Origin of the sequence: Pseudothermotoga elfii DSM 9442 = NBRC 107921 (assembly GCF_000504085.1) — a bacterium.
GTDB classification, from domain to species: domain Bacteria; phylum Thermotogota; class Thermotogae; order Thermotogales; family DSM-5069; genus Pseudothermotoga_B; species Pseudothermotoga_B elfii.
The window spans coordinates 956,991-976,947 of sequence record NC_022792.1 but is presented as its reverse complement, the minus strand read 5'-3'; the positions used below and the strand labels follow the sequence as shown (position 1 = coordinate 976,947).

General features: G+C 37.8%; 15 protein-coding genes. 7 read left to right on the top strand and 8 right to left on the bottom strand.

Annotated elements, in window-relative coordinates:
- The first annotated feature begins 32 nt into the window (after positions 1–32).
- The 7 genes from TEL01S_RS04785 to TEL01S_RS04755 all read left to right on the top strand — a co-directional run bounded on the left by TEL01S_RS04785 (position 33) and on the right by TEL01S_RS04755 (position 8,687).
- Complete coding sequence (locus TEL01S_RS04785; protein ID WP_028843232.1) at positions 33–710, top strand: DUF6062 family protein; 678 nt, start codon at positions 33–35, stop codon at positions 708–710.
- On the top strand, positions 686–1,630 hold the full coding sequence (locus TEL01S_RS04780) for an AAA family ATPase (protein ID WP_012002994.1): 945 nt from the start codon (positions 686–688) through the stop codon (positions 1,628–1,630). Before TEL01S_RS04785 ends, TEL01S_RS04780 begins: the two co-directional genes overlap by 25 nt.
- A complete protein-coding gene (locus TEL01S_RS04775; protein ID WP_028843233.1) occupies positions 1,614–2,894 on the top strand; it encodes a DUF58 domain-containing protein in 1,281 nt (426 codons plus the stop codon). Before TEL01S_RS04780 ends, TEL01S_RS04775 begins: the two co-directional genes overlap by 17 nt.
- Positions 2,875–4,215, top strand: coding sequence for a hypothetical protein (locus tag TEL01S_RS04770; protein ID WP_028843234.1), 1,341 nt, complete (start codon positions 2,875–2,877; stop codon positions 4,213–4,215). The genes TEL01S_RS04775 and TEL01S_RS04770 overlap by 20 nt, the downstream gene beginning before the upstream one ends.
- A gap of 248 nt (positions 4,216–4,463) precedes the next feature.
- Positions 4,464–5,699 carry an ornithine--oxo-acid transaminase gene (rocD, locus tag TEL01S_RS04765; protein ID WP_012002991.1) on the top strand — a complete coding sequence of 412 codons (1,236 nt, stop codon included), beginning with the start codon at positions 4,464–4,466 and terminating at the stop codon, positions 5,697–5,699.
- Complete coding sequence (locus TEL01S_RS10700) at positions 5,692–6,795, top strand: hypothetical protein (protein WP_028843235.1); 1,104 nt, start codon at positions 5,692–5,694, stop codon at positions 6,793–6,795. The genes rocD and TEL01S_RS10700 overlap by 8 nt, the downstream gene beginning before the upstream one ends.
- The gene (locus TEL01S_RS04755) at positions 6,792–8,687 is read left to right on the top strand and encodes a S9 family peptidase (protein ID WP_028843236.1); all 1,896 of its coding nucleotides are present in this window, start codon (positions 6,792–6,794) and stop codon (positions 8,685–8,687) included. The genes TEL01S_RS10700 and TEL01S_RS04755 overlap by 4 nt, the downstream gene beginning before the upstream one ends.
- A 22-nt stretch (positions 8,688–8,709) precedes the next feature.
- Here TEL01S_RS04755 and TEL01S_RS04750 read toward each other — a convergent pair whose 3' ends face one another.
- Genes TEL01S_RS04750 through TEL01S_RS04715 form a run of 8 tightly spaced genes read right to left on the bottom strand, consistent with a single transcriptional unit; the run spans position 8,710 to position 19,909 of the window.
- Positions 8,710–10,527 (bottom strand): heme NO-binding domain-containing protein, encoded by a 1,818-nt coding sequence (locus TEL01S_RS04750; RefSeq protein WP_028843237.1) that lies wholly within the window; start codon positions 10,525–10,527, stop codon positions 8,710–8,712.
- The gene (locus tag TEL01S_RS04745) at positions 10,524–11,849 is read right to left on the bottom strand and encodes an HD domain-containing phosphohydrolase (protein ID WP_028843238.1); all 1,326 of its coding nucleotides are present in this window, start codon (positions 11,847–11,849) and stop codon (positions 10,524–10,526) included. The genes TEL01S_RS04750 and TEL01S_RS04745 overlap by 4 nt, the downstream gene beginning before the upstream one ends.
- A gap of 53 nt (positions 11,850–11,902) precedes the next feature.
- A complete protein-coding gene (locus TEL01S_RS04740) occupies positions 11,903–12,802 on the bottom strand; it encodes a TIGR01212 family radical SAM protein (protein WP_028843239.1) in 900 nt (299 codons plus the stop codon).
- Positions 12,781–14,022: an amidohydrolase gene (locus TEL01S_RS04735; protein ID WP_028843240.1), complete on the bottom strand. Its 1,242-nt coding sequence runs from the start codon at positions 14,020–14,022 to the stop codon at positions 12,781–12,783. The genes TEL01S_RS04740 and TEL01S_RS04735 overlap by 22 nt, the downstream gene beginning before the upstream one ends.
- Positions 14,006–15,445 (bottom strand): phospho-sugar mutase, encoded by a 1,440-nt coding sequence (locus TEL01S_RS04730; protein ID WP_028843241.1) that lies wholly within the window; start codon positions 15,443–15,445, stop codon positions 14,006–14,008. Before TEL01S_RS04730 ends, TEL01S_RS04735 begins: the two co-directional genes overlap by 17 nt.
- On the bottom strand, positions 15,442–17,013 hold the full coding sequence (locus TEL01S_RS04725) for a DNA repair protein RecN (protein ID WP_028843242.1): 1,572 nt from the start codon (positions 17,011–17,013) through the stop codon (positions 15,442–15,444). The genes TEL01S_RS04730 and TEL01S_RS04725 overlap by 4 nt, the downstream gene beginning before the upstream one ends.
- 15 nt (positions 17,014–17,028) lie before the next feature.
- Entirely contained in the window at positions 17,029–18,912 is a 1,884-nt protein-coding gene (locus TEL01S_RS04720; RefSeq protein WP_081706821.1) for an ATP-dependent helicase, read from the bottom strand.
- A gap of 34 nt (positions 18,913–18,946) precedes the next feature.
- Positions 18,947–19,909 carry a hypothetical protein gene (locus TEL01S_RS04715; protein WP_028843244.1) on the bottom strand — a complete coding sequence of 321 codons (963 nt, stop codon included), beginning with the start codon at positions 19,907–19,909 and terminating at the stop codon, positions 18,947–18,949.
- Positions 19,910–19,957 lie beyond the last annotated feature (48 nt).

Genomic DNA, 19,957 nt, shown 5'->3' with positions numbered 1-19,957 from the left:
GAGTAGGGGTTTTTTATTTTGGAGGAATCTTTGTGAACCCGAGAAATTTTGCTGAAATAAAAATAATCGAGGCATTCGAAAAGCAAACAGATGATTGTCCTATCTGTGAGTTAATCTACACCAGTGTCGAGAAGTTCGTAGAAGAAATCCTGTATGAATTCGTAAACGATCCAAATACAAGATCCAGACTGAGGCGTGGTATCTGCAGTAAACATGTTCTGGCTATTGAAAACACCCTTAATAACCACCCAGAGCTTGGATTACTTGGCTTAGCAATAATCTATGAAGATATCATGTCTGAAATGATAAAAGATATGGTGAAAAACTGTCATACTGAAAGTGAATGTTTGTTTTGCAAACATGAGTCAGAATCAGAAAAAATTTATGTTGAAACATGCACTTCATTTATATCAGATATATTATCCATATACGAGAAAAGTAAACGTATTTTATGTAGAGACCACTACTGGAAAATTTTCTCAACGACAAATCATATCAATCAAGAAAATTTAAAAGCTATTCAAGTAAAAAAACTTCTGGATTTGAAGAGCAAACTGACTGTTTTTATAGAAAAACACGATTACAGAAAAGACAAGCAAATGGGAGATACACCGAGGGCATGTAAGATTGCAGGAATGTTGATATCCAATAACAGAATTCAAGACGGGAGGAACAGACTATGGTTATGGAGGTTTTTGCCAAAAAGGTAATCACAAACATTTCCAGAGTCATCGTAGGAAAAGAAAAAATCGTTGAAAAGATACTGGCCACAATGTTGAGTGGCGGTCATGTGCTTTTGAATGATGTCCCGGGAGTCGGCAAAACAATGTTAGCAAGAGCCTTAGCCATCTCGACTGGTTTGAGCTTCAACAGAATTCAAGCGACCCCGGATCTTCTTCCGTCAGATGTAACAGGTCTGAATGTACTTGATACAAAATTGAATGAATTTGTTTTTAGAAAAGGACCAGTCTTCACTGATATCTTGCTCGTGGATGAGATTAACAGAACCACACCAAGAACTCAATCTGCCCTGCTACAGGCAATGGCGGAAAAGCAAGTAACTGTGGATGGTATTACCTATCAGCTGAGTGAACATTTCTTCGTTATTGCAACGCAAAATCCTGTCGAATTTGAAGGAACTTTTCCCTTACCTGAAGCTCAACTGGATCGTTTTTCTATTTGCTTATCCATTGGTTATCTCGATAAATCCCAGGAAATAGAAATGTTGAAAAAGCAAGAGATGTCTCATCCAATAGAAAATATCAAACCTGTGAGCAATTTAACAGAACTCGAAGAAGCCAAGAAGAAAACTAAAGAAATTTATATAGACGATTCCATACTGGATTACATAGTCAGAATTGTTGAACGAACCAGAAATCACGATGATCTTGCTTTAGGTGCAAGTCCGAGAGGCGCTATATCGCTTATGAATATTTCGCGGGGACTCGCTGCTCTCAGGGGAAGAGAGTATGTGCTACCGGACGATATCAAAGAACTGTCGGTGGATGTTCTTGCACACCGCATAGTTTTGAAACCGGAAGCGAGGCTGATGAAAAAAACAAAGCAGGAAATCCTGAATGAAATACTCAACACCGAGGAGGCCCCTATTAAAAGTGAAGCTCAAACTTAAATCAAAGTCATCTTCATTTGGTCTTCTTATTTTTATGAGTATTTTGTCATGCGTCTGGGCGCTGCTCAGTTTCAATGTATTTTCAATTACTCTTGTTATTGCCTGCATTTTTCTGTGGCTACAATTTTATGATACAAAAAGAAAATTGACACATCTTGAAATTGAAAGGTGGGTGAACCAGACACGGGCTTTTACAGACCAGGATTTGACGATCAATCATAGGATTCAAAGCCCGTTTGGTGATATAGATGCCTCCATTTCTTCACACGTCACGACGTCAGGTTTTTTGACGTACAATCTTTTTGAAAAAACACTGTTAATAAGAAAATCAGAATCAGTATATGTCCAGTCAAAAATTTCTTTTCCAACCCGTGGCAAAAAAATTCTATCTGACTTTTTTGTTCTCTACGAACACCCCATAAATTTATTCAGGCATTACGCGTGTTATTCAGGCAAAGAAGAAATACTTGTTTTGCCAAAGATTATGTATATAGAAAGCTTTCCATCCAGATTGAGGGAGCTTCTTCCAGCTGAGAGGTCAGAATTCAAACTGCTTGAGGATACCACTCAGATAAAAGGTGTTCGAGAATACTTCAACGAACCTCTCAGCAAAATACACTGGAAAATTTCTGCAAAACTTGGAAAATTGTGCGTAAAAGAACTGGATTACACCGCTATAAGCAACACAGTTCTGTACCTTGATTTGAATCTATCGTCGGAGATTTTTGCCAGAAAAGTATGGGCGCAGATTAGAAAAAATTACGAAGAAGACGCTGTAATCGCAACCTCATCGATAATATATCTGCTCGCCAATAGAGGTAACCTTATAGATCTCGTAGTGGTTGGCAAAGAAGTCTTGAGAAGAAATTACATGGTGAATTCTGACTGGGTGAGTGCTGTTGAGCTTTTAGCAAAAGCTGAAGGAGATGAGAATGGTCCGCAATTATCAGAAGAATTTTTCAAAGATTTGTACAGATTGACGCCTTCCAACACAATTCTAATAATTTCGATGTATCTTACAGATACACTTTTGCCACTACTGATTCAAGCAAGAACCAGATGTGCAAGAGTTATCGTTCTGTTAATTCCATATGGTTTTAGAGATCCCAGGTTTAAACCAGCGAAAACATATGAGATGTACCCACTGGATATGCAAAAACTTATAGAAAAAGCAAAAATCCTCGAGAAGGAGCAAATAATTGTTAGAATAATTAGACCAAATCAGAGCCTTCAGGAGGTTTTCGATGAGATTCAAAGATCTTAGGCAATTTACTATTTTCGGTGCTGGAATAACATCTTTTTATTTACTCAGTGCATTTCTGCCGTTATGGTTCAGCCTGCCTCTGACTGTTTTTTCATCTATTCTGGTTCTATTTCTCTCGGATGAAAATTGCTCTTTGGTGATAGTTTCGCCATTTGTTTTAATAGCAAGTTTCGTGGTTGCAGGTATTGCAAAACTTGGCTTCTCACAAGCATTCTTAATTCTAATAATTGTGGAGTGTGCAGCTTTGATCTTTTCTAAATATACCGTCCCATCATTTATTTCACTGCTGACTGTAGGAATATACCTGAGCATGGCCGGATCGCACGGCGTCAGGTTTGATTCATTATTCTTTGCAGTCCTGACTTTTCTGTGGTATCTGCACAAGACAAAAAAATGTAGAATCCGGCTCATAGTTGTCTATCTGCTGATAGTCCTGATTGCATCAACAATCGTGCCCGATGTGAATTTCTCTCTTTTGAAACCAGTATTTGATCAAAACAACCTTCACAGTGAGAAGATGAGAAAAAGTGAAAATTTACCTGGAGAAGGAAATTATGTAACAGTCGTTCGCCCGGACAAATCTACCGATAAAAATGTGCCAAAAGATAAATTTTCAGAGATACTGGAAAAAATATGGTTTCCATCTGTTCTGATCATTTTCGGGATTTTTCTTATAAGTTTTGCCCTGAACAATTTTGGAATAAGTGGAACGATAAAGTTGTTTCTCACTGGTGCAGCAACTTTTTTAATCATAATAACAGCTCTGTCAATATCACTCTCATTTGTTAAACCAGTTGAGAGAAATGCCGATCAAATGATCTTACATAGAAATTCAATTGTTAATGATCAACAATCTATTTACACAGCACCGGCAACAACGGTTGTAACTCAGAGAGAAAAAATGTTTTCAAACAGAGTAAACATTATCCCTTTTTTGAATGTTGTAAGCGTCGCTGTTTTGTCTCTAATGATAATAGCAGTGATCTACTCGGCAAGAATCTTGAGAAAAAAAGAAGTTCTTAATCAAAAAAAGGGTGATGAACAAGAACAACATATTTTTGAAAACACCCCACCACTCGAATTTGATAAAAGATCCATTCTCAAAGCTTACTGGTGGTTAAGGAGAAAGTATTTTGCACAGTATCACAGCAAAACACCCCATGAAATATTAGATATAGAAGGCGACAAAAATTTATCAATGTTGACCAGTATTTATGTAAAAACGAAATACGGGAGAAAGAAACTCAATGACGAAGAAATAAAAAATTTCTACGACTCTCTAATCTCATTCTGCAAATCGCACGATCAGACAAAAAAATGATTATTTTTTTCATAGAAAATCGCTGTAACAATTTTGCTTAATTGCCTTTTCAAAGAAAAAACTTCCAGCGATAACAGAAGTTAGCATACCTGAGCATAAGAAAGCATAAATGAGAAAGAGAAAGCATACGCATATTATAGAAACTTTGCCAAATATTGCCGTGAATAGCCACAGATTGCCAGATTTTGATCCAGAATCTCTATATGCTACTCTCTTTAAAAGAGGTGTATGTTCAAAGGAGGGTTAAGATGAACAGTTCCTATTTCATGAACCTTGAAGAAAAATATGGCGCTCACAACTATAAGCCGATCCCTGTTGTGATCGAAAGAGGTGAAAGAGTTTGGGTATGGGATGTCGAAGGAAACAGGTATCTGGATATGCTTTCAGCGTATTCGGCATTGAACCATGGTCACAGGCATCCCAAAATTTTAAAAGTTTTGAAAGATCAATTAGAAAAACTAACACTTACATCAAGAGCCTTCTACAACGATCTCTTAGGGAAATTTGAGCAAAGGCTGGCAGAGTTCGCTGGTTACGATAAAGTACTTCCAATGAATACGGGTGCTGAAGCAGTGGAAAGTGCTCTAAAAATTGCGCGAAAATGGGCTTACTACAAACGAGGAATAACTATGAACCAGGGGAACATAATAGTTGTTGAAGGTAACTTTCATGGTAGAACCATAACGATTGTATCCTTTTCAACAGAAGATCAGTACAAAGACGGATTTGGTCCATTTACGCCCGGGTTCAAAGTCGCACCGTTTGGCGATGCAAGGGTTATAAGAGACCTAATAGATGATAAAACGCTCGGTATACTTGTAGAACCGATTCAAGGCGAAGGTGGAGTTCGAGTACCTCCAGAAGGTTACCTGAAGGATCTCAGAGCAATTTCTTCTGAGCATAAAATTTTATTGATGTTTGATGAAATTCAGACAGGTCTCGGTAGAACTGGAAAAATGTTTGCATGGCAGTGGGAAGATGCAAAACCGGATGTCCTGATACTTGGAAAAGCTCTTGGCGGAGGGGTATATCCTGTATCAGCAGTTCTTGCAAATGACGAAATTATGGACGTACTTAAACCGGGCGATCATGGTTCAACATTCGGTGGAAACCCACTGGCTGCTGCCGTTGGCATAGCTGCAATCGATGTGCTGGTTGAAGAGAAACTTGATCAACGAGCAAAAGAACTCGGAGAGTATTTTCTGAGACAGTTGAGAGATATAAAAAGTGACTATGTGAAAGACGTCAGAGGAAAAGGATTGTTGATAGGTGTTGAGATAAAGAAAGAATATGGAACGGCAAGACCATTTTGCGAGAAACTGGCGAAACTTGGAATACTCTGTAAAGAAACCCATGATCAAGTAGCAAGATTTGCACCTCCACTTGTTATAAAAAAGGAAGAAATCGACTGGGCACTTGAAAGGATATATAAGGTTCTTACCGAACCAATTTACAATAAGGGTGATGCAAAAAAAGTTGTTTAAAATATTTTTGTTTATCACTGCTTTAATGTTCCTGGCGGCTACCGCATCCGCCAGGGTAATCTACATAGACCTGGGTAACTCAGAGGAAGCAATTAGTATAACACAAGAGGATTATGGTTATGTTCTCTTTGGCCAGCATAGAAACACCAATGAAATTTTTGCAATCACTTTTGATAAAAATCTGGATCTTCTAAAAATAAATTCTATAGGTGAAAGATTTCTTGACAGACTCAATGTTGTTGAAAAAACTCCTGATAATCGATTTTTTCTTTCTGGAAATAAACTTCTGTTAGATCAGGCAAAAATAGCTATTCTGGAATTGAACAGCTATTTTGTTGTTCTGAACTATCTCATCCTCCCAGTTTCCGGTGCCGATCAGTGGGTAGAGTCTGCTCTCCTGACTGATGATGGATATATTCTCGCTGGAGGGCACAGGTCGATTGGGGGAAACTGGTATGATGCTCTTTTAATAAAATGTGACAACTCCGGGAAGATCATCTGGAGCAAAAAATTTGGTGGTTCTTCAGACGAATGGTTCAGTAAAATCATTGACGGTGGTGATGGGTACCTTTGCGTTGGTTCAACTGAAAGCTATACTAAAGGCATGGCGGATTTCCTTGTTACGTTTTTTTCCAGAACTGGAAAACTTATCTGGTGGAAAACAGCTGGGGGAGAGAAGTGGGATAGAGCAATCAGTGCAACAATGGTTAACGATGGCTTTTTAATCTTGGGTTTGTCAAATTCTTTCACAGACTACAACAGCCCTCTGTTGTTGAAAACAGACAAAAGCGGAAAAATTATCTGGCAAAAGGTACTGGATCTAAAAACCGAGTTTTTTCCGAAAGGTCTGATAGAGTTTCAGGAAAATCTCTACTGTGTCTACGGGAATATCTGGAATGGTGAAAATAGATTTGACGTAATCTTTATATTTCTTGATCAAAATGGGGATTTGGTTTTTAAGAAAGTAATTGAAGAAAAAAATGATCAGAATATAAACTCGAGTATAATAATTTCGAAAAACGAAATAATAGGAACTGGAAGTTCAGATAATATCTCAAAAGATATTTTCCTGATATTTCTTGAGTTAAAGGAGTGATAGCATTGAAATGGGAATGTTCAACGTTTACAAAGTTTGTTGTGCCAGTTGAAGTAAAGATAAGTCGTGATGGAAGATGGATTGCTTACACACTGAAGAAAATTTCACCTGCCGAAAACAAGACTATTCGACAAATCACCATTAAAAATCTTTCCACAGGAGAATCATTTTATTTGCCTCAGGAAACTTCCAAACCAAAATTTTCACCTGATGGGAAAAAACTGGCTTTTATAAGGAAAATAAATGATTCTAACATTTTAAGTATGATTGAATTGGCACACTTTTCAGAAAAAGAGATCCTCAAGGTGGATTCTTTAACAGCTATCGATTGGTCATCAGACAGTAAAAAACTCCTGATAATGTTTGCAAAGAAGAGAAATGACAAAGATTTGTACTTTGAAGATACGTTACCAGTCTGGTTTGACGGCAAGGGTTTTCTGGATAGTTCAATAGATGTTGTTCAGATTATAGATGTAGAGAGCTGCCAGGTTCTCGATCAGATGGAAGAAAGAAATATAGCAAATATATTCTGGATTGAAAATGATATTGTTTACGCTAAATATAGCGAGAAAAAGCCATTCACGGAATTCGACATTTTTCTATATACCGATGGTAAAAAACGGTTGATTTTAGAAAAGGTCGGATTAATTCCAACTTCAGCAGAAGGCAAGAAAATCATCATGCTGGGGAGAGAGCGGAAAAGTGCATTTCAACACGAGTATGTATATTTATATGAAAATGGAAAATTACACCCCTTGACAGAAAAATACGCACTTAACAACTCCGGGCATATAAGTGCCGAGATATGGGCATCTGACAGTGAAGTTTATCCTTTGATCAGGAATAACACAGTCTATTTCAAAAGTGGATCAGGTGGAAAAATTTTGCTGGAGAAATTGAATCTTGAAGAGACAGAGAAGCAAACAATAATTTCGGATAATTCGATAATAACTGCTTTTGACGCAAGCGATAATGGAAGGATTGTATTTGTGAAGGTTAGTCCGGAAAAACCTGCAGAAGTGTATTTATATGAAAATGGTAAAGAAAACAAAGTGACCGAGTTGAACCAATCAATAATTTCAAAATTAAAAGTCAGGCCGATGAAACACCTTGATGTCACAAGTTTTGACGGCACCAACATAGATGCATGGTATATTAAACCAGATTCAGTTCCAGCTCCAGCTGTAGTCTTTGTTCACGGGGGCCCCAAAGGAGCTTATGGATACAATCTCTATTTTCTCGGGCAATTGTTAGCAGAGGAAGGTTTCTTTGTTCTGTTTACAAACCCCCGCGGCAGTGATAATTATTCTGAGCAGTTTGCCCTTACCGTTACGGAAAAAACAGGAAAGGAAGATTTCAAAGATATATTGGCAGCTATAGACAATCTTAGAAAAAATGAGCAAATCGCCAGCGTGGGTATAACAGGCATAAGTTACGGCGGCTACATGACAAACTGGGCAATCACACAAACTGATCTGTTCAAAGCTGCCGTGAGTGAAAACGGAATATCTTACTGGTTCACAAGTTATGCTTTCTCTGACATAGGTTTCTGGTTTGATAAAAGCCTCATTGGGAATGATCCTCTCAGTAATCCTAATTACAGAGAGCTCAGTCCAATTTTTTACGTAAAGAATATCAAGACACCGTTGTTGTTAATACACAGCCTCGAAGATTTCAGATGCCCTCTTGATCAATCTCTCATGTTTTATACCATCCTGAAAGATTTTGGGAAAGAAGTTTACTTGGCAATATTCAAAAAAGGAGCTCATGGGCATAGCGTTCAGGGTTCGTACACTCATAGATTGAAAAGGTACAAACTTATTGTTGAGTTTTTCAAGCAAAAATTACTGGAAGAAAAAGAAGGTTTCGATGTCAACAAATGTTTTGAATGAAAAGCGGGGCTTAACCCCGCTTTTAGAACTTGATATCCTTGAAATTTTCTTCAACTACCTTTAAAAGCTTCATAGTTTCATTAACGCTATCAAGCACAACTTTCAATTGCATAAAGAAATTTTGTATCGAAGAACTTATCTCTTCAGCTGTCGCGGAGCTTTCTTCGGAGATCGCCAGCAAGCTTTGAATATTACCCGTCATGCTCTGAAGATTTTTTGCCTCTGCGTGCAAGGTTTCTATCAGATTATTCAACTTTGAAGATATATTAGAGATAACATCACTTGATTGTTTGTTGTGCTCCGAACTTTCGATAAGTTTCTGTGATTGCTGTTTCATTTCATTAAATTCAGATTGTATAATCCTGCCAAGTTGTTCTATGCCAGCGGTTATTGACGAAAGAAATTCCGATATTTTTGCCGCGGAAGATCTACTTTCCTCGGCGAGTTTTCTAATTTCATCTGCCACAACAGCAAACCCACGCCCTGCTTCGCCGCTGCGCGCCGCTTCTATGGCAGCGTTGAGTGCAAGTAAATTTGTTTGCTCGGCAATGGTTGAAACAGTCTCGGCAACTTCCATGATAAGGCTCGCTTGATCTTGGAGTTTTTTCCCCTCATCAACCAACTTTGAAAATCTCTCACTCATTCTAACTATACCTTCAGCAGAGCCTTCAACATTTCTCGCAGAATTCGCTATGAGTGAAACAGCATCGTTGAGAGATTGAACTATCTTAGTTTGTTCATCGATTATAGATGTTATCGTATCTACATTTGAATTGACAGCACTTGATATCTTTTCTGTGTCGTTGCTGATCTGCACAGCTGTATTTGCTATTTCATTAGAAAGAGATCCCATTGTATCAAGTTGTTCTTTCATAGAATTCACTGCATCAACAACTTTTTGCGAATACGAACTCATTTCCTGAACATCACCCGAAATGCTTAAAAAAACCTCTTTCAGACTGTCAGAAGCATTCATGAGAGATTGTGAGAGCCTTGAAAATTCTTTAACGCCATCCACAGAAAGCGGGTTATCCAGATTTTTCTCTGACACAGACTCAATAGTCTGTTCAAGCGATTGATGGCCTTTTTTGAAATCAATCATACCTATGATAGATAGCACAAACGTTCCAAGGCCGACCGCCATCGATTTGATTAACGCGTTGGCTGGAAGAAATGTGTAAGACAGATATGATAAAACAAATGCATACAAAGGTATCATAAAGGCATAAGTTGGAAAAATGGATTTGAATAGCCCTAATCCTAAAACTGGTACAACTGCCAATTTTTCAAATCTGCCATAGGATCTTGTTGCTGTGACGTCCACTTCAATATGAGTTACTTTATCTCTCAATTCGGAAACAACGCTGTATTTTATGGGATCTTTAAAAAATTCTGAAGCACTCTCCATCAAACCAAGAAAATATTTTCTAAAGTCTCTCTTAGATTCATATTTTATTATTGCTCTATTGCCGTTGATCAATCTGAAAAAAATTCTTGGAGGTGTCGCTCCTTTTATTCTCTTAGTCAAAACCCGGTGAACAGCATCCATAGCAGCCATGAAAGATAGAAAGCTCGGCTTTTTAAAAAATTCTGGATAATGCTCGAAGAACGTGTAAAGGTTCTCTCTACCTGTTCTGTACCAGATTTCATCAAAACTCAGATTTTTCAAAGTTGCAAGCTTCCTTGAGACATCAATTGGTAACTCGTCAGGAACATCATCGAGAGGGCTGTAAGTATGATCCGGCTTTAATCCAAACTGAGTTTTCAGCTTTTCTACGACTTCTTTACCGTAAAGCTTACCCCACGTTTCAAACCACATATTCACGACAAAGCCTTTCAAAACAATCCCTCCCAGCCATCAAAATCTCTTTCAAAGATCGTATCAATTTCATTAAATTTCAATTCGAGCAAATCTTCCAGTACGTGGGTAAACCTGTCTGTAAAAAAATCGTCCAAATATCCATTATTGATGAGCTCTTTTAATTTTTTGCAGACCTGCGAATCCAATTTTTTGAAAGATGCTTCCTTCTCCAGAATTTCAATTGCTTCATTTAAACTCACCGCATCTCTGTAAGGTCTTTTTTCAACAAGAGCAGAAAACACATCACTAACTTGAAGAATTCTCATATAGATCGTTGTTTCATTCGATTTCAAACCAACCGGGTAACCACTTCCATCCAATCTTTCATGGTGCGAAGCTGAAACATCTGCAACCGCTTTTATTCCTGCTCTTGATAACATTCTGCGCGTCTCAACGACATGTCTTCTCATAATCAGCAATTCTTTATCGTTCAAAGAGCTTTTCTTATGGAGAATTTCAAGAGGTGTTGATATCTTGCCAATATCATGTAGAAGCGCTGCTACAGTCATAAACCTGGAATCTTCTTCAGACATCAATTCAGCCATGAGTTGCTTTGCTACACGCGTTACAAGAAATGTATGGCTCCTTGTGTAAGGACTTCTTAAATCCATCAAAGTCGCAATTAATTTAGCACCAGTTTCGAAATCTTTCAGTGAAAGTTGTTTGCTTGAAGAAAAATCATCTCGTTCATCCAGAAGATCAAAGATTTTCGTATAATCATGAATTATTTCCAGAGAAGCTTTTTTCACTTCTTCAAATAATCCTCTGTCTTTTTCGATAGCGTTAACCATTTCTTCCATAGATTCTGCGGAAAGTTCATCCCTTTTCTTTCTCATGTTTGCCAAAGAAATTGTATCGGCTGCTTTTATACAATTGGCGAGAAGAGCAATTTTTTTCGATTCTCCAATCTCATTGCCTGACATATGATGATACAGCAACGCTTTCGAGCAATCAGGATCCACAAATTGTATTTTAGATGTAACAAGGTTGGATAAAAGTGAGTGTTGATCTTTTTTATCAAGAGCCAGAACAACTTTTTCAATATCCGGCGTATTGCGAAAAATATCTTTGAACAGTTCATAATTTTCAACTGATGCTTTCAAAACCAAGCCAACGTCATGCAGAAGACCAGCTAAATAAATTTGCTCTGGTTCGTAGTCGAGATTTATATTCTGAGCTATCTGTTTTGAGAGTTTGGCTACCTGAAACGAATGTTTAATGAAATTCTTATATTCCAGTATGCCAAGTTCATGCATCAATTTTACAAATGTATTCAATGGTACAGTTATCGCGAGATTCATACTTTACCTCCATATTTGTAGAAAAATTATAGCACAACAAATTCACAAATGATTTATTTTGCCCATCTTTTTCCTTGAAATGTATCTCGCATTTCAAGCTCCTTTTCTATCTCGTTTACTATCTGAATTTTAGACATTCCCCAGTTCCCGTAAACAACCATATTCCTCGGAGGATCAGAGGCAAGCCTGTGTATTACCACATGAGGTGATAAATTCTCAAGGAACGCCACGACCCTATCTTTATATTCTTTGAAATCTATAAAATCTACCTCTCTATTGATAAAAATATTTTCTAAGGGGGTATTTCTAACCACATAGAGTGAATGCAATTTAACTCCATTCACACCAAGATAAGACAGTGTTCTGGCTGTGTCGATTACATCTTCCAGATCGTCCCAAGGTAAATCGACAATCACATGCACTACAATCTCTATGCTGTGCATCTTTGCTCTTAAAACGGCGTCAATAAATTCGGCTATGCCATGTCCCCTTTGAATTATGCGCAGGGTTTTGCTGTTTATAGTTTGAAGCCCAAGTTCGATGGAAACATCAACTTTCTTTTTGAAATTTTCCAGCAATCCAAGAACCTCGTTGGGGATACAATCAGGTCTTGTAGAAATCGAAAGCTGAACGATGCTTTCATCTACTATCGCCTGTTCGTATTTCTCTCTCAAAACATGCAGAGGAGCATAGGTATTTGTGAAAGCCTGGAAATAGGCTATAAATTTTTTTGCTTTATACTTCTGAGCGGCTCTTTCCTTTTGTTTTAGAACCTGATCTCTTATTGACAAACCATGATAAGCATTAAAACCACTACCTGCAGGGTCGCAAAATATGCATGGTTTCCCCTTTTCTCGATTAGGGCAACTGAAACCTCCATCTATAACGAGTCTGTGTACACGTGTTCCATACCTTTCTTTAAGATAAACACTTAATTTCCGATATCTATCAATCTTTGAACCACCCCTTCAAACCTGTTTTTTATCTCAGATTCGTCCACGGTTGGAAAAACTCCGTTGAAATAAACCCATCTACCCTTAACCATGGTTGCATAAACGTCAAGTGAATTAGCCGAATGTATTAAGTGAGATTTCAACTGCTCCAGTGGAAGGTACCATGGTTTCTCGATATCTAAAACTATTAAATCCGCATCATATCCGGTATCCAGTGAACCAGATGTTAAACCACTTGCTTTCGCTCCTGTTAATGTTGCCATCGACAAGGCTTCTGTTGTGCAGATTTTAACAGGATCACGTGCTTTCTGTAAAAGCGATGCCAAACGCATTTCATGCCATATGTCAAGCGTATTGTTGCTCGCAGCCCCGTCAGTTCCAAGGCAGACCTGAATATTCTTTTCAAGCATTTTTGAAACCGGAGCTATTCCATTTGCCAGCTTCAAATTACTCGTGGGACTGTGTGCCACAAAAAAACTCTCTTTCGCCAACAGTTCAATATCGCTTTCTTTCAAATGAACACAGTGCGCAAAAATTACCCTGCATTCGGATAGTTTTGTCTTTAAAATCTCTTTCAAAGAATAAGTCTCTTTCTCAGATTCATAAAGATGAATTGTTACAGGTGCTCCAAGTTCATTTGCAACTGTTGCTACACGGTCTAAATAATCCAGTGAGCAACTGTAGGGGGCATGAGGACCAAAACCTATAAACACCAACCCATCTTTTCCATTGAATTTTTCAAAATACTCTATATTTTGCCTTAATCTACCATTATCAGACCCCGACTGATTTGTTAATCCACGTGTAATTAAAGCCTTCATCCCAAAATCAATCGCTGCCTGGACTACTGCCTCACAGTGAAAATACATATCCACATATGCCACAACACCTTTTCTTGCCATCTCCATCTGTGCGATCATTGTTCCAATATAGACATCTTCAGGAGTCAATTTATCTTCTATTGGGAAAATTTTCTTAAATAACCATTCCTCAAGTGAAACATCTTCTGCCACACCACGCATCAATGTCATTGCTGCATGTGTATGTGCATTTACAAAGCCAGGCATAATCAATTTTCCAGAAAGATCGTAAACCTTATCGGCTTGCCGCTGAAATTTTCCAATCTCAACTATTTTCCCGTTTTCTATGAATATATTCTCTTTCACAAAATCGGAAAATGCGTTTTTCAGAATCAACGCATTTTTAAGTAAAATCTTCAATTCTGGTCATTCCTTTCTGCAACTCTTCGATTTTTCTTAGAGCCTGTCTCTCATTCTCATCGACCACTTTAAAATAAATTTTCAACTTTGGTTCCGTTCCAGAGGGCCTTATATAAATTTTTGCTCCATTGGCTTCCAGCAGGAGAGTCTCGTTTGGTATTTGAGTATCTTGCGAATAATCATAAACCTTCGAAACCCTTGTTGAACCAATTTTATTTGGTGGAAAATCCCGTATTTTTTCGTAGATCTTTCTTGCTTGATCAGGGGTTGTCAGGTTTATTGAAATCAATTTTTCGATATAATAACCGTATTTGTCATATAAATACTTCAGTCTTTCCAAAGGGTCAACTTTGCTGCACATAGCCGCTATCAAAGCAGAACCAAGAACACCGTCTTTATCGCGCACAAAATCACCGGTAAGATATCCGCAGCTTTCCTCAAAAGCCAGAAAATATTTGAAATTTTCCCTTGAAGACCTCTTTTCTATTTCACTGCCTATGAATTTAAAGCCTGTAGGGGTTTCCAGAACAACCTGCCCCTTTTTTTCACACATAGGATAAACCATATCGGTTGTCACTATGGTTTTTATAAGATGGCTCCCAGAAGGTTGATCTTGTTGAAGCATATCTGTTAAAAGCACTCCGATTTGATTGCCAGAAAGTTTAACAGAACCAACCTTAAGCCCAACACGGTCACAATCTGGATCTGTTGCTATAGCGAAAGTAGAATCACTCTGATATTTGTCTGACTGTGCAAAAGCACTCTCTTCTTCGGGGTTTGGTGTGGTAACAGTTGAAAAATGAGGATCTGGATTCATTTGTTCTTCAACACAAACCACTTTGAACCCAAGCATCTCAAGAACTTTCGGCACAAATCTGGCACCTGTACCATGAAGCGGAGAATAAACAATTGTTGTATCATTCTCTACCAAAGGTTCAACAACTTTTACAACCATTTCGATATATTCTTTCACTATTTGTGGTGGCACTGTGCGCACTTTAACTGGTCTTGAGAGATTTACAGGGTTATCCATATATTTCGCTATCTTTTCTGTATACTCTGGAATCGCCTGCACACCATCTTTTGTGTACACTTTGAAACCGTTGTAATCTGGAGGATTATGACTTGCTGTGATGACAATACCTGCACCAGCTTCAATTTTTCTGACAGCAAATGATAAAAGAGGGGTTGGAACTGGTTCTGGAAAAAGGTATACCTCAATGCCAAAAGACGAAATGACTGAAGCGCTTATTTTGGCAAAAAGATCAGAATTCATTCTCGTATCATAAGCTATCACAATCGTTTTCAAACCTTCTTCTACCATCCAAGATGCAACAGCTCTGCTTGCTTGCTCCACAAGCTTTTCATCGAACTCGCCTTCTTTCATCAATCCTCTGATACCACCTGTCCCAAACTTTATCACGATTCCTCACCCCACAGGATCTGTTCTCCGCCAATCATTCTGACCATCTCTTTTTTTCTTTCTTCACCGGACAACATTTTTAAAATCATTTTTGATTGCTCAGTCTTTTCAACAACAAAATGTCTGTCTGCGAAACGTGCAATCTGAGGTAAGTGAGTAACTACGATGGTCTGGAGACTCTTAGAAACTTTACTCAGCTTTATTCCCAGAACATTACCCGTCAAACCACCTATACCAGAATCTATTTCATCGAAAATCAGAGTTTTCGAAAAAAATCTGTTCGCTATTGCTAATTCCAGAGCCAGCATCATTCTGGATAATTCCCCGCCAGACAGGACATTTTTCATTGGAGCCTGTTCATTTTTGTGCGAAAGGATTAGAAAATCAACTTCGCTTATACCTGTTAACGTGAGATCTTTTAATTCTCTGATTGAAATAGTAAGTTTTGTACTCATGGATAAATCTTTTAAATGATTTTCAATCTGATATTCGAGCTGCTTTGCGGCTTCAATTCTTGCGCTATGAATTTTCTTTGCAAGATCAAAGGCATTTTTTCTCAATACAGATATCTTCTGCACAGCCTGTTTCAGTTTCAGCAACTCCTCAGCTAAACGATCTCTTTCCTGTTTTATGTTCTCGTAATATTTCATCACGTCTTCTAATTCTGGTCCATAACGTCTTTTCAATTCGTTGTAATCCCAGATACGTTCTTCAATACTCCTCAAATCCTCGATCTCCATTTCTTCAAGTGTTGTTTTCGCAATTCTTGAGAGCTCCTCAGATTTTTCAACTATTTCCTCAAGTAATTCCACAAATCCTGTCGGGAGCAAATGCTTGTTCTTCTCAAGTTTGTGTAAAATATTCCAGAGATTCCTCAAGCTACCTTCAGATTCTCCTTCAAGGATTGATAGAACTACAGCGAGCATCTCCGAAAGCTCCTGGAACTTAACCATTCTCTCGTATTTTTCTCTGAGCTCTTTTTCTTCTGACAGCGATGGATTTACTTTTTCAAAATACTCAAGTTGAGCTTGCAGTTCATCAAGTCTCTTTTGAAGGATTTCTTCATGATGATCAGATAGATATTTTTCAGTCTCTCTGTACTCTCTGTACACATTTTGATACTCTTCAAGAAGCTCTTTGCTATCGTAAAACGAATCGATCAAAGCTATTTGATTACGCGGTTTCAACAGGCTCGTTTGGGAGTTCTGCTGATGAAACTGCACCTCATCTTCAAAAAGTTGAGCAACTGTACTCTGTGGAAACATTCTACCATTCAACCTGTAAACCCATCTTTTTCCGATTGTGAGAGAAACTACCAGTTCATCCTCTTCTAAGGATAGATCTCTCAACTGCCGTTTTAAGTTTTCCGACGGATCAAACAACGCCTCAAGATAACACCCGTTACCTGCTGGTAATTCTGTTTTGTTTCCTAAAAGAGCCTGGAGGGCTTTAAGCAAAATTGATTTTCCTGCCCCCGTTTCACCTGTTATAACATTCAATTGCTCGTCAAATTCAATATCGAAATTGTTGAAATACAATAAGTTTTCACCATGGAATCTTATGAGCATTCAGACACTCACCTTTCAATAGGAGGTGTCATAAATATCAACCAATTCTTCAGGTATTTTCTGCAAGAAATCAACAGCTTTAGCCCAGTACATGTATGGAGAAGATGGGTATTGCTGAGTAACTAAATACAACAATTTTCTTGGTCTGGTAATTGCAACATAAAAAATTCTCTCTTCCTCATCAATATTATTTTCCATCAGGGCATAGTAACTTGGAAAATCTCCAGGATTAACACTTATTACGAAAACAACATCCCACTCCAAACCCTTAGCTTGATGCACTGTCGTGAGTGTAATTTTTTGCCCTTTCGAAACATTATTCTGAACATCTTCATTTACTGTCAAGTCAGATAAAAAATGCTCTAAGGAATTGTACCTGAGCGCTACCTCTATCAATCTTTCTATATCCTGTTGCCTTTCTTTATAATCTGGATAATTATCCTGAAGGTACTGTTGATAGAAACTTTCATAGAGAAAGGATATTTTGTCAGAGACGGTTGATTCCTCCTGCATTTCGCTAAGCAATTTCTTTATCTCCAGAATTTGCCCTTTTTTCTGAGAGAATCCATCCAGAATTGAAGATACATCATTCTGTAAAGCGGCACCATAAGCATGTTCAGCAAGATTTGAAGCAGTTTTCGCCCCAATACCGGGAAATAATCTTGCCACTCTAATCCAGGAGATTTTTTCGCGTGGATTCTGAAGAATTCTCAGAAAGGCTATTATATCCTTTACATGTGCTGTCTCAGTAAATCTAATGCCTGAAAGTATTTTAAAATCTATCTGCTGCTTTGAAAGTTCTATTTGAAGCTCAAGAGAGTGGGAATGACTCCTGTAAAGAACCGCTATTTCTTCAGGATCAAAGCCCTGTTCTATCAACCTCAAAATCTGTTTGCTCACATAGGCAGCTTCTTCCTGCCTATCTGAAGTTTTAATAACGATGGGTTTTTGATCAGAAAATTTCACTGCCCTCAGAACTTTTGGAACAGACCTTTTTGGTATAGTTGCATTTATCAATTTCACTATTGGTTCTACACTTCTGTAATTCGTCTGGATCTTGAAAAGTTTGGTGCCATCTATTTTCATAAAATCTCTAACATTCTCATAGCGTGCACCTCTAAATGAGTAAATACTTTGCGAATCATCTGCAACAACCACTATGTTTTTATGAAAGCTGGACAACAGTTCTATCAAATTAAGTTGCAGAATATTGGTATCCTGAAATTCATCCACAAGTATCCATTTGTATTTACGCGATTCACGCAATCTTATGTCGCTGTCCTGAAGCACCTGAACTGCAAATACGAGTAAATCATCGTAATCCACACAATTTTGATTTCTTTTCTCGATAGTATATTCTCTGTATATATCTTCGATTATTTTTTCGTAATCGATATACTTTGGATTAATTTTCAACAAAGCTGAGTGAAGTGTGCTCATTGTATTTGTAGCGTAAGAGAAAATCTTCTGAAGCACACCATGTGAAGGAAAATGCTTTATTTCTCCGGTTCTTTCAAGAACCATAGTTCTAACGTGTTTTATAAGGCTTTTGGAATCTTCTTCATCAAGTATTGTAAAATTTGGAAAAAGGCCAACTTTCCTGGCGTACCTTCTAAGGATTAAATTGCATATATGATGAAAAGTGCCAGCTGTTATACCTTCAAGATCAATACCGGTCAACATCCTGGCTCTATCAATCATCTCATTTGCTGCAGCCCTTGTAAATGTCACCAGGAGTATTTCTGAAGGCTTTATTCCTGTTTTCAAAAGGTGTAAAAGTTTGTAAGTTATAACCCTTGTCTTTCCCGAGCCGGGACCTGCTATTATTATCGATCTGCCCGTAGATTTCAAAACAGCTGTTCTTTGCTCGTCATCGAGTTGCTGAAGATAATCTTCCAAAATTGATACCTCCGCTGGAGAGATTTTATCACAGTTATTGTTTGCAAAGTTCTAACTCTATCTTGCATTTTATCAAACTAAGGTAAGTACGCGCAAAAAGAAAGGCGCTTCGAATTTGGAGAAGATCTTCTCCTGAGAAACCTTCAAAATAATGCAAGGCAAGCAACTCAAAAGTCCAATATCGTTTATTTCCATCTCCTATGTCACTGTACTGCGATGAAATATCCAGAGAATCTGCGTCGAGAAGTATATGAGTTAATCCAAGCGAAATAGCATAGATGTCATCAGATATTTCTGATCTAAATGAAGCGGGAAAAAATCTTGACTCCTCATAGGCAATTGCAAGCACAAGTTCTGTGGGCACAGATCCAAGATCTACTTCTTGTAGAAAAAACTCCGAATCAACTTGGCTTATTTTTTTTACCGTCAGAGAAGAATAACCTTCTGCAACCTTCACAAGAAACTCTGCAAATTTACGAATCTGGCTCTCTGAAAGTTCTTCATCATAAAACTTTTTGTACCACTGATAAAACATTGCTTTCGAAAAATAATCATATTTTATAAGTTCATAAACTCTTTCAGATAGCGAATCATTCACGCGAGCTTCCGGATTCAGAAAATCTTCTGGATCTTCAACCGGGATATTTTCATCAAAGTGATCAATGATCAGTAATTCTGAAGATCCGTTTTCGGATAACGTGGATTTTAGATATGAAACTATGCGCTCATCGTATATCGAAGGTTCTTTACGCTGCTGTAAAAGCTCTTCAAGGCTGATCTTTCCGACAAAGTACATGTAATTTATGAGTACATCATCATCATAACTGATTTCGCTAATGAGATTGGAGATTTCTTCCAGGCTTAGATTGTGACCCCTATTATACGCAACAGCAATATAACGAATGAGATCCGTATCAATTTGAGTAATAGTACTTTCAACACAGGAAGTAACGACAAAAAATGAAAAAACAAAAAATAGCAATTTAATCAATTTCATTGTGTCACCCACTAAAAAACAAAAGCAGGGCTTTAACCCTGCTAAATA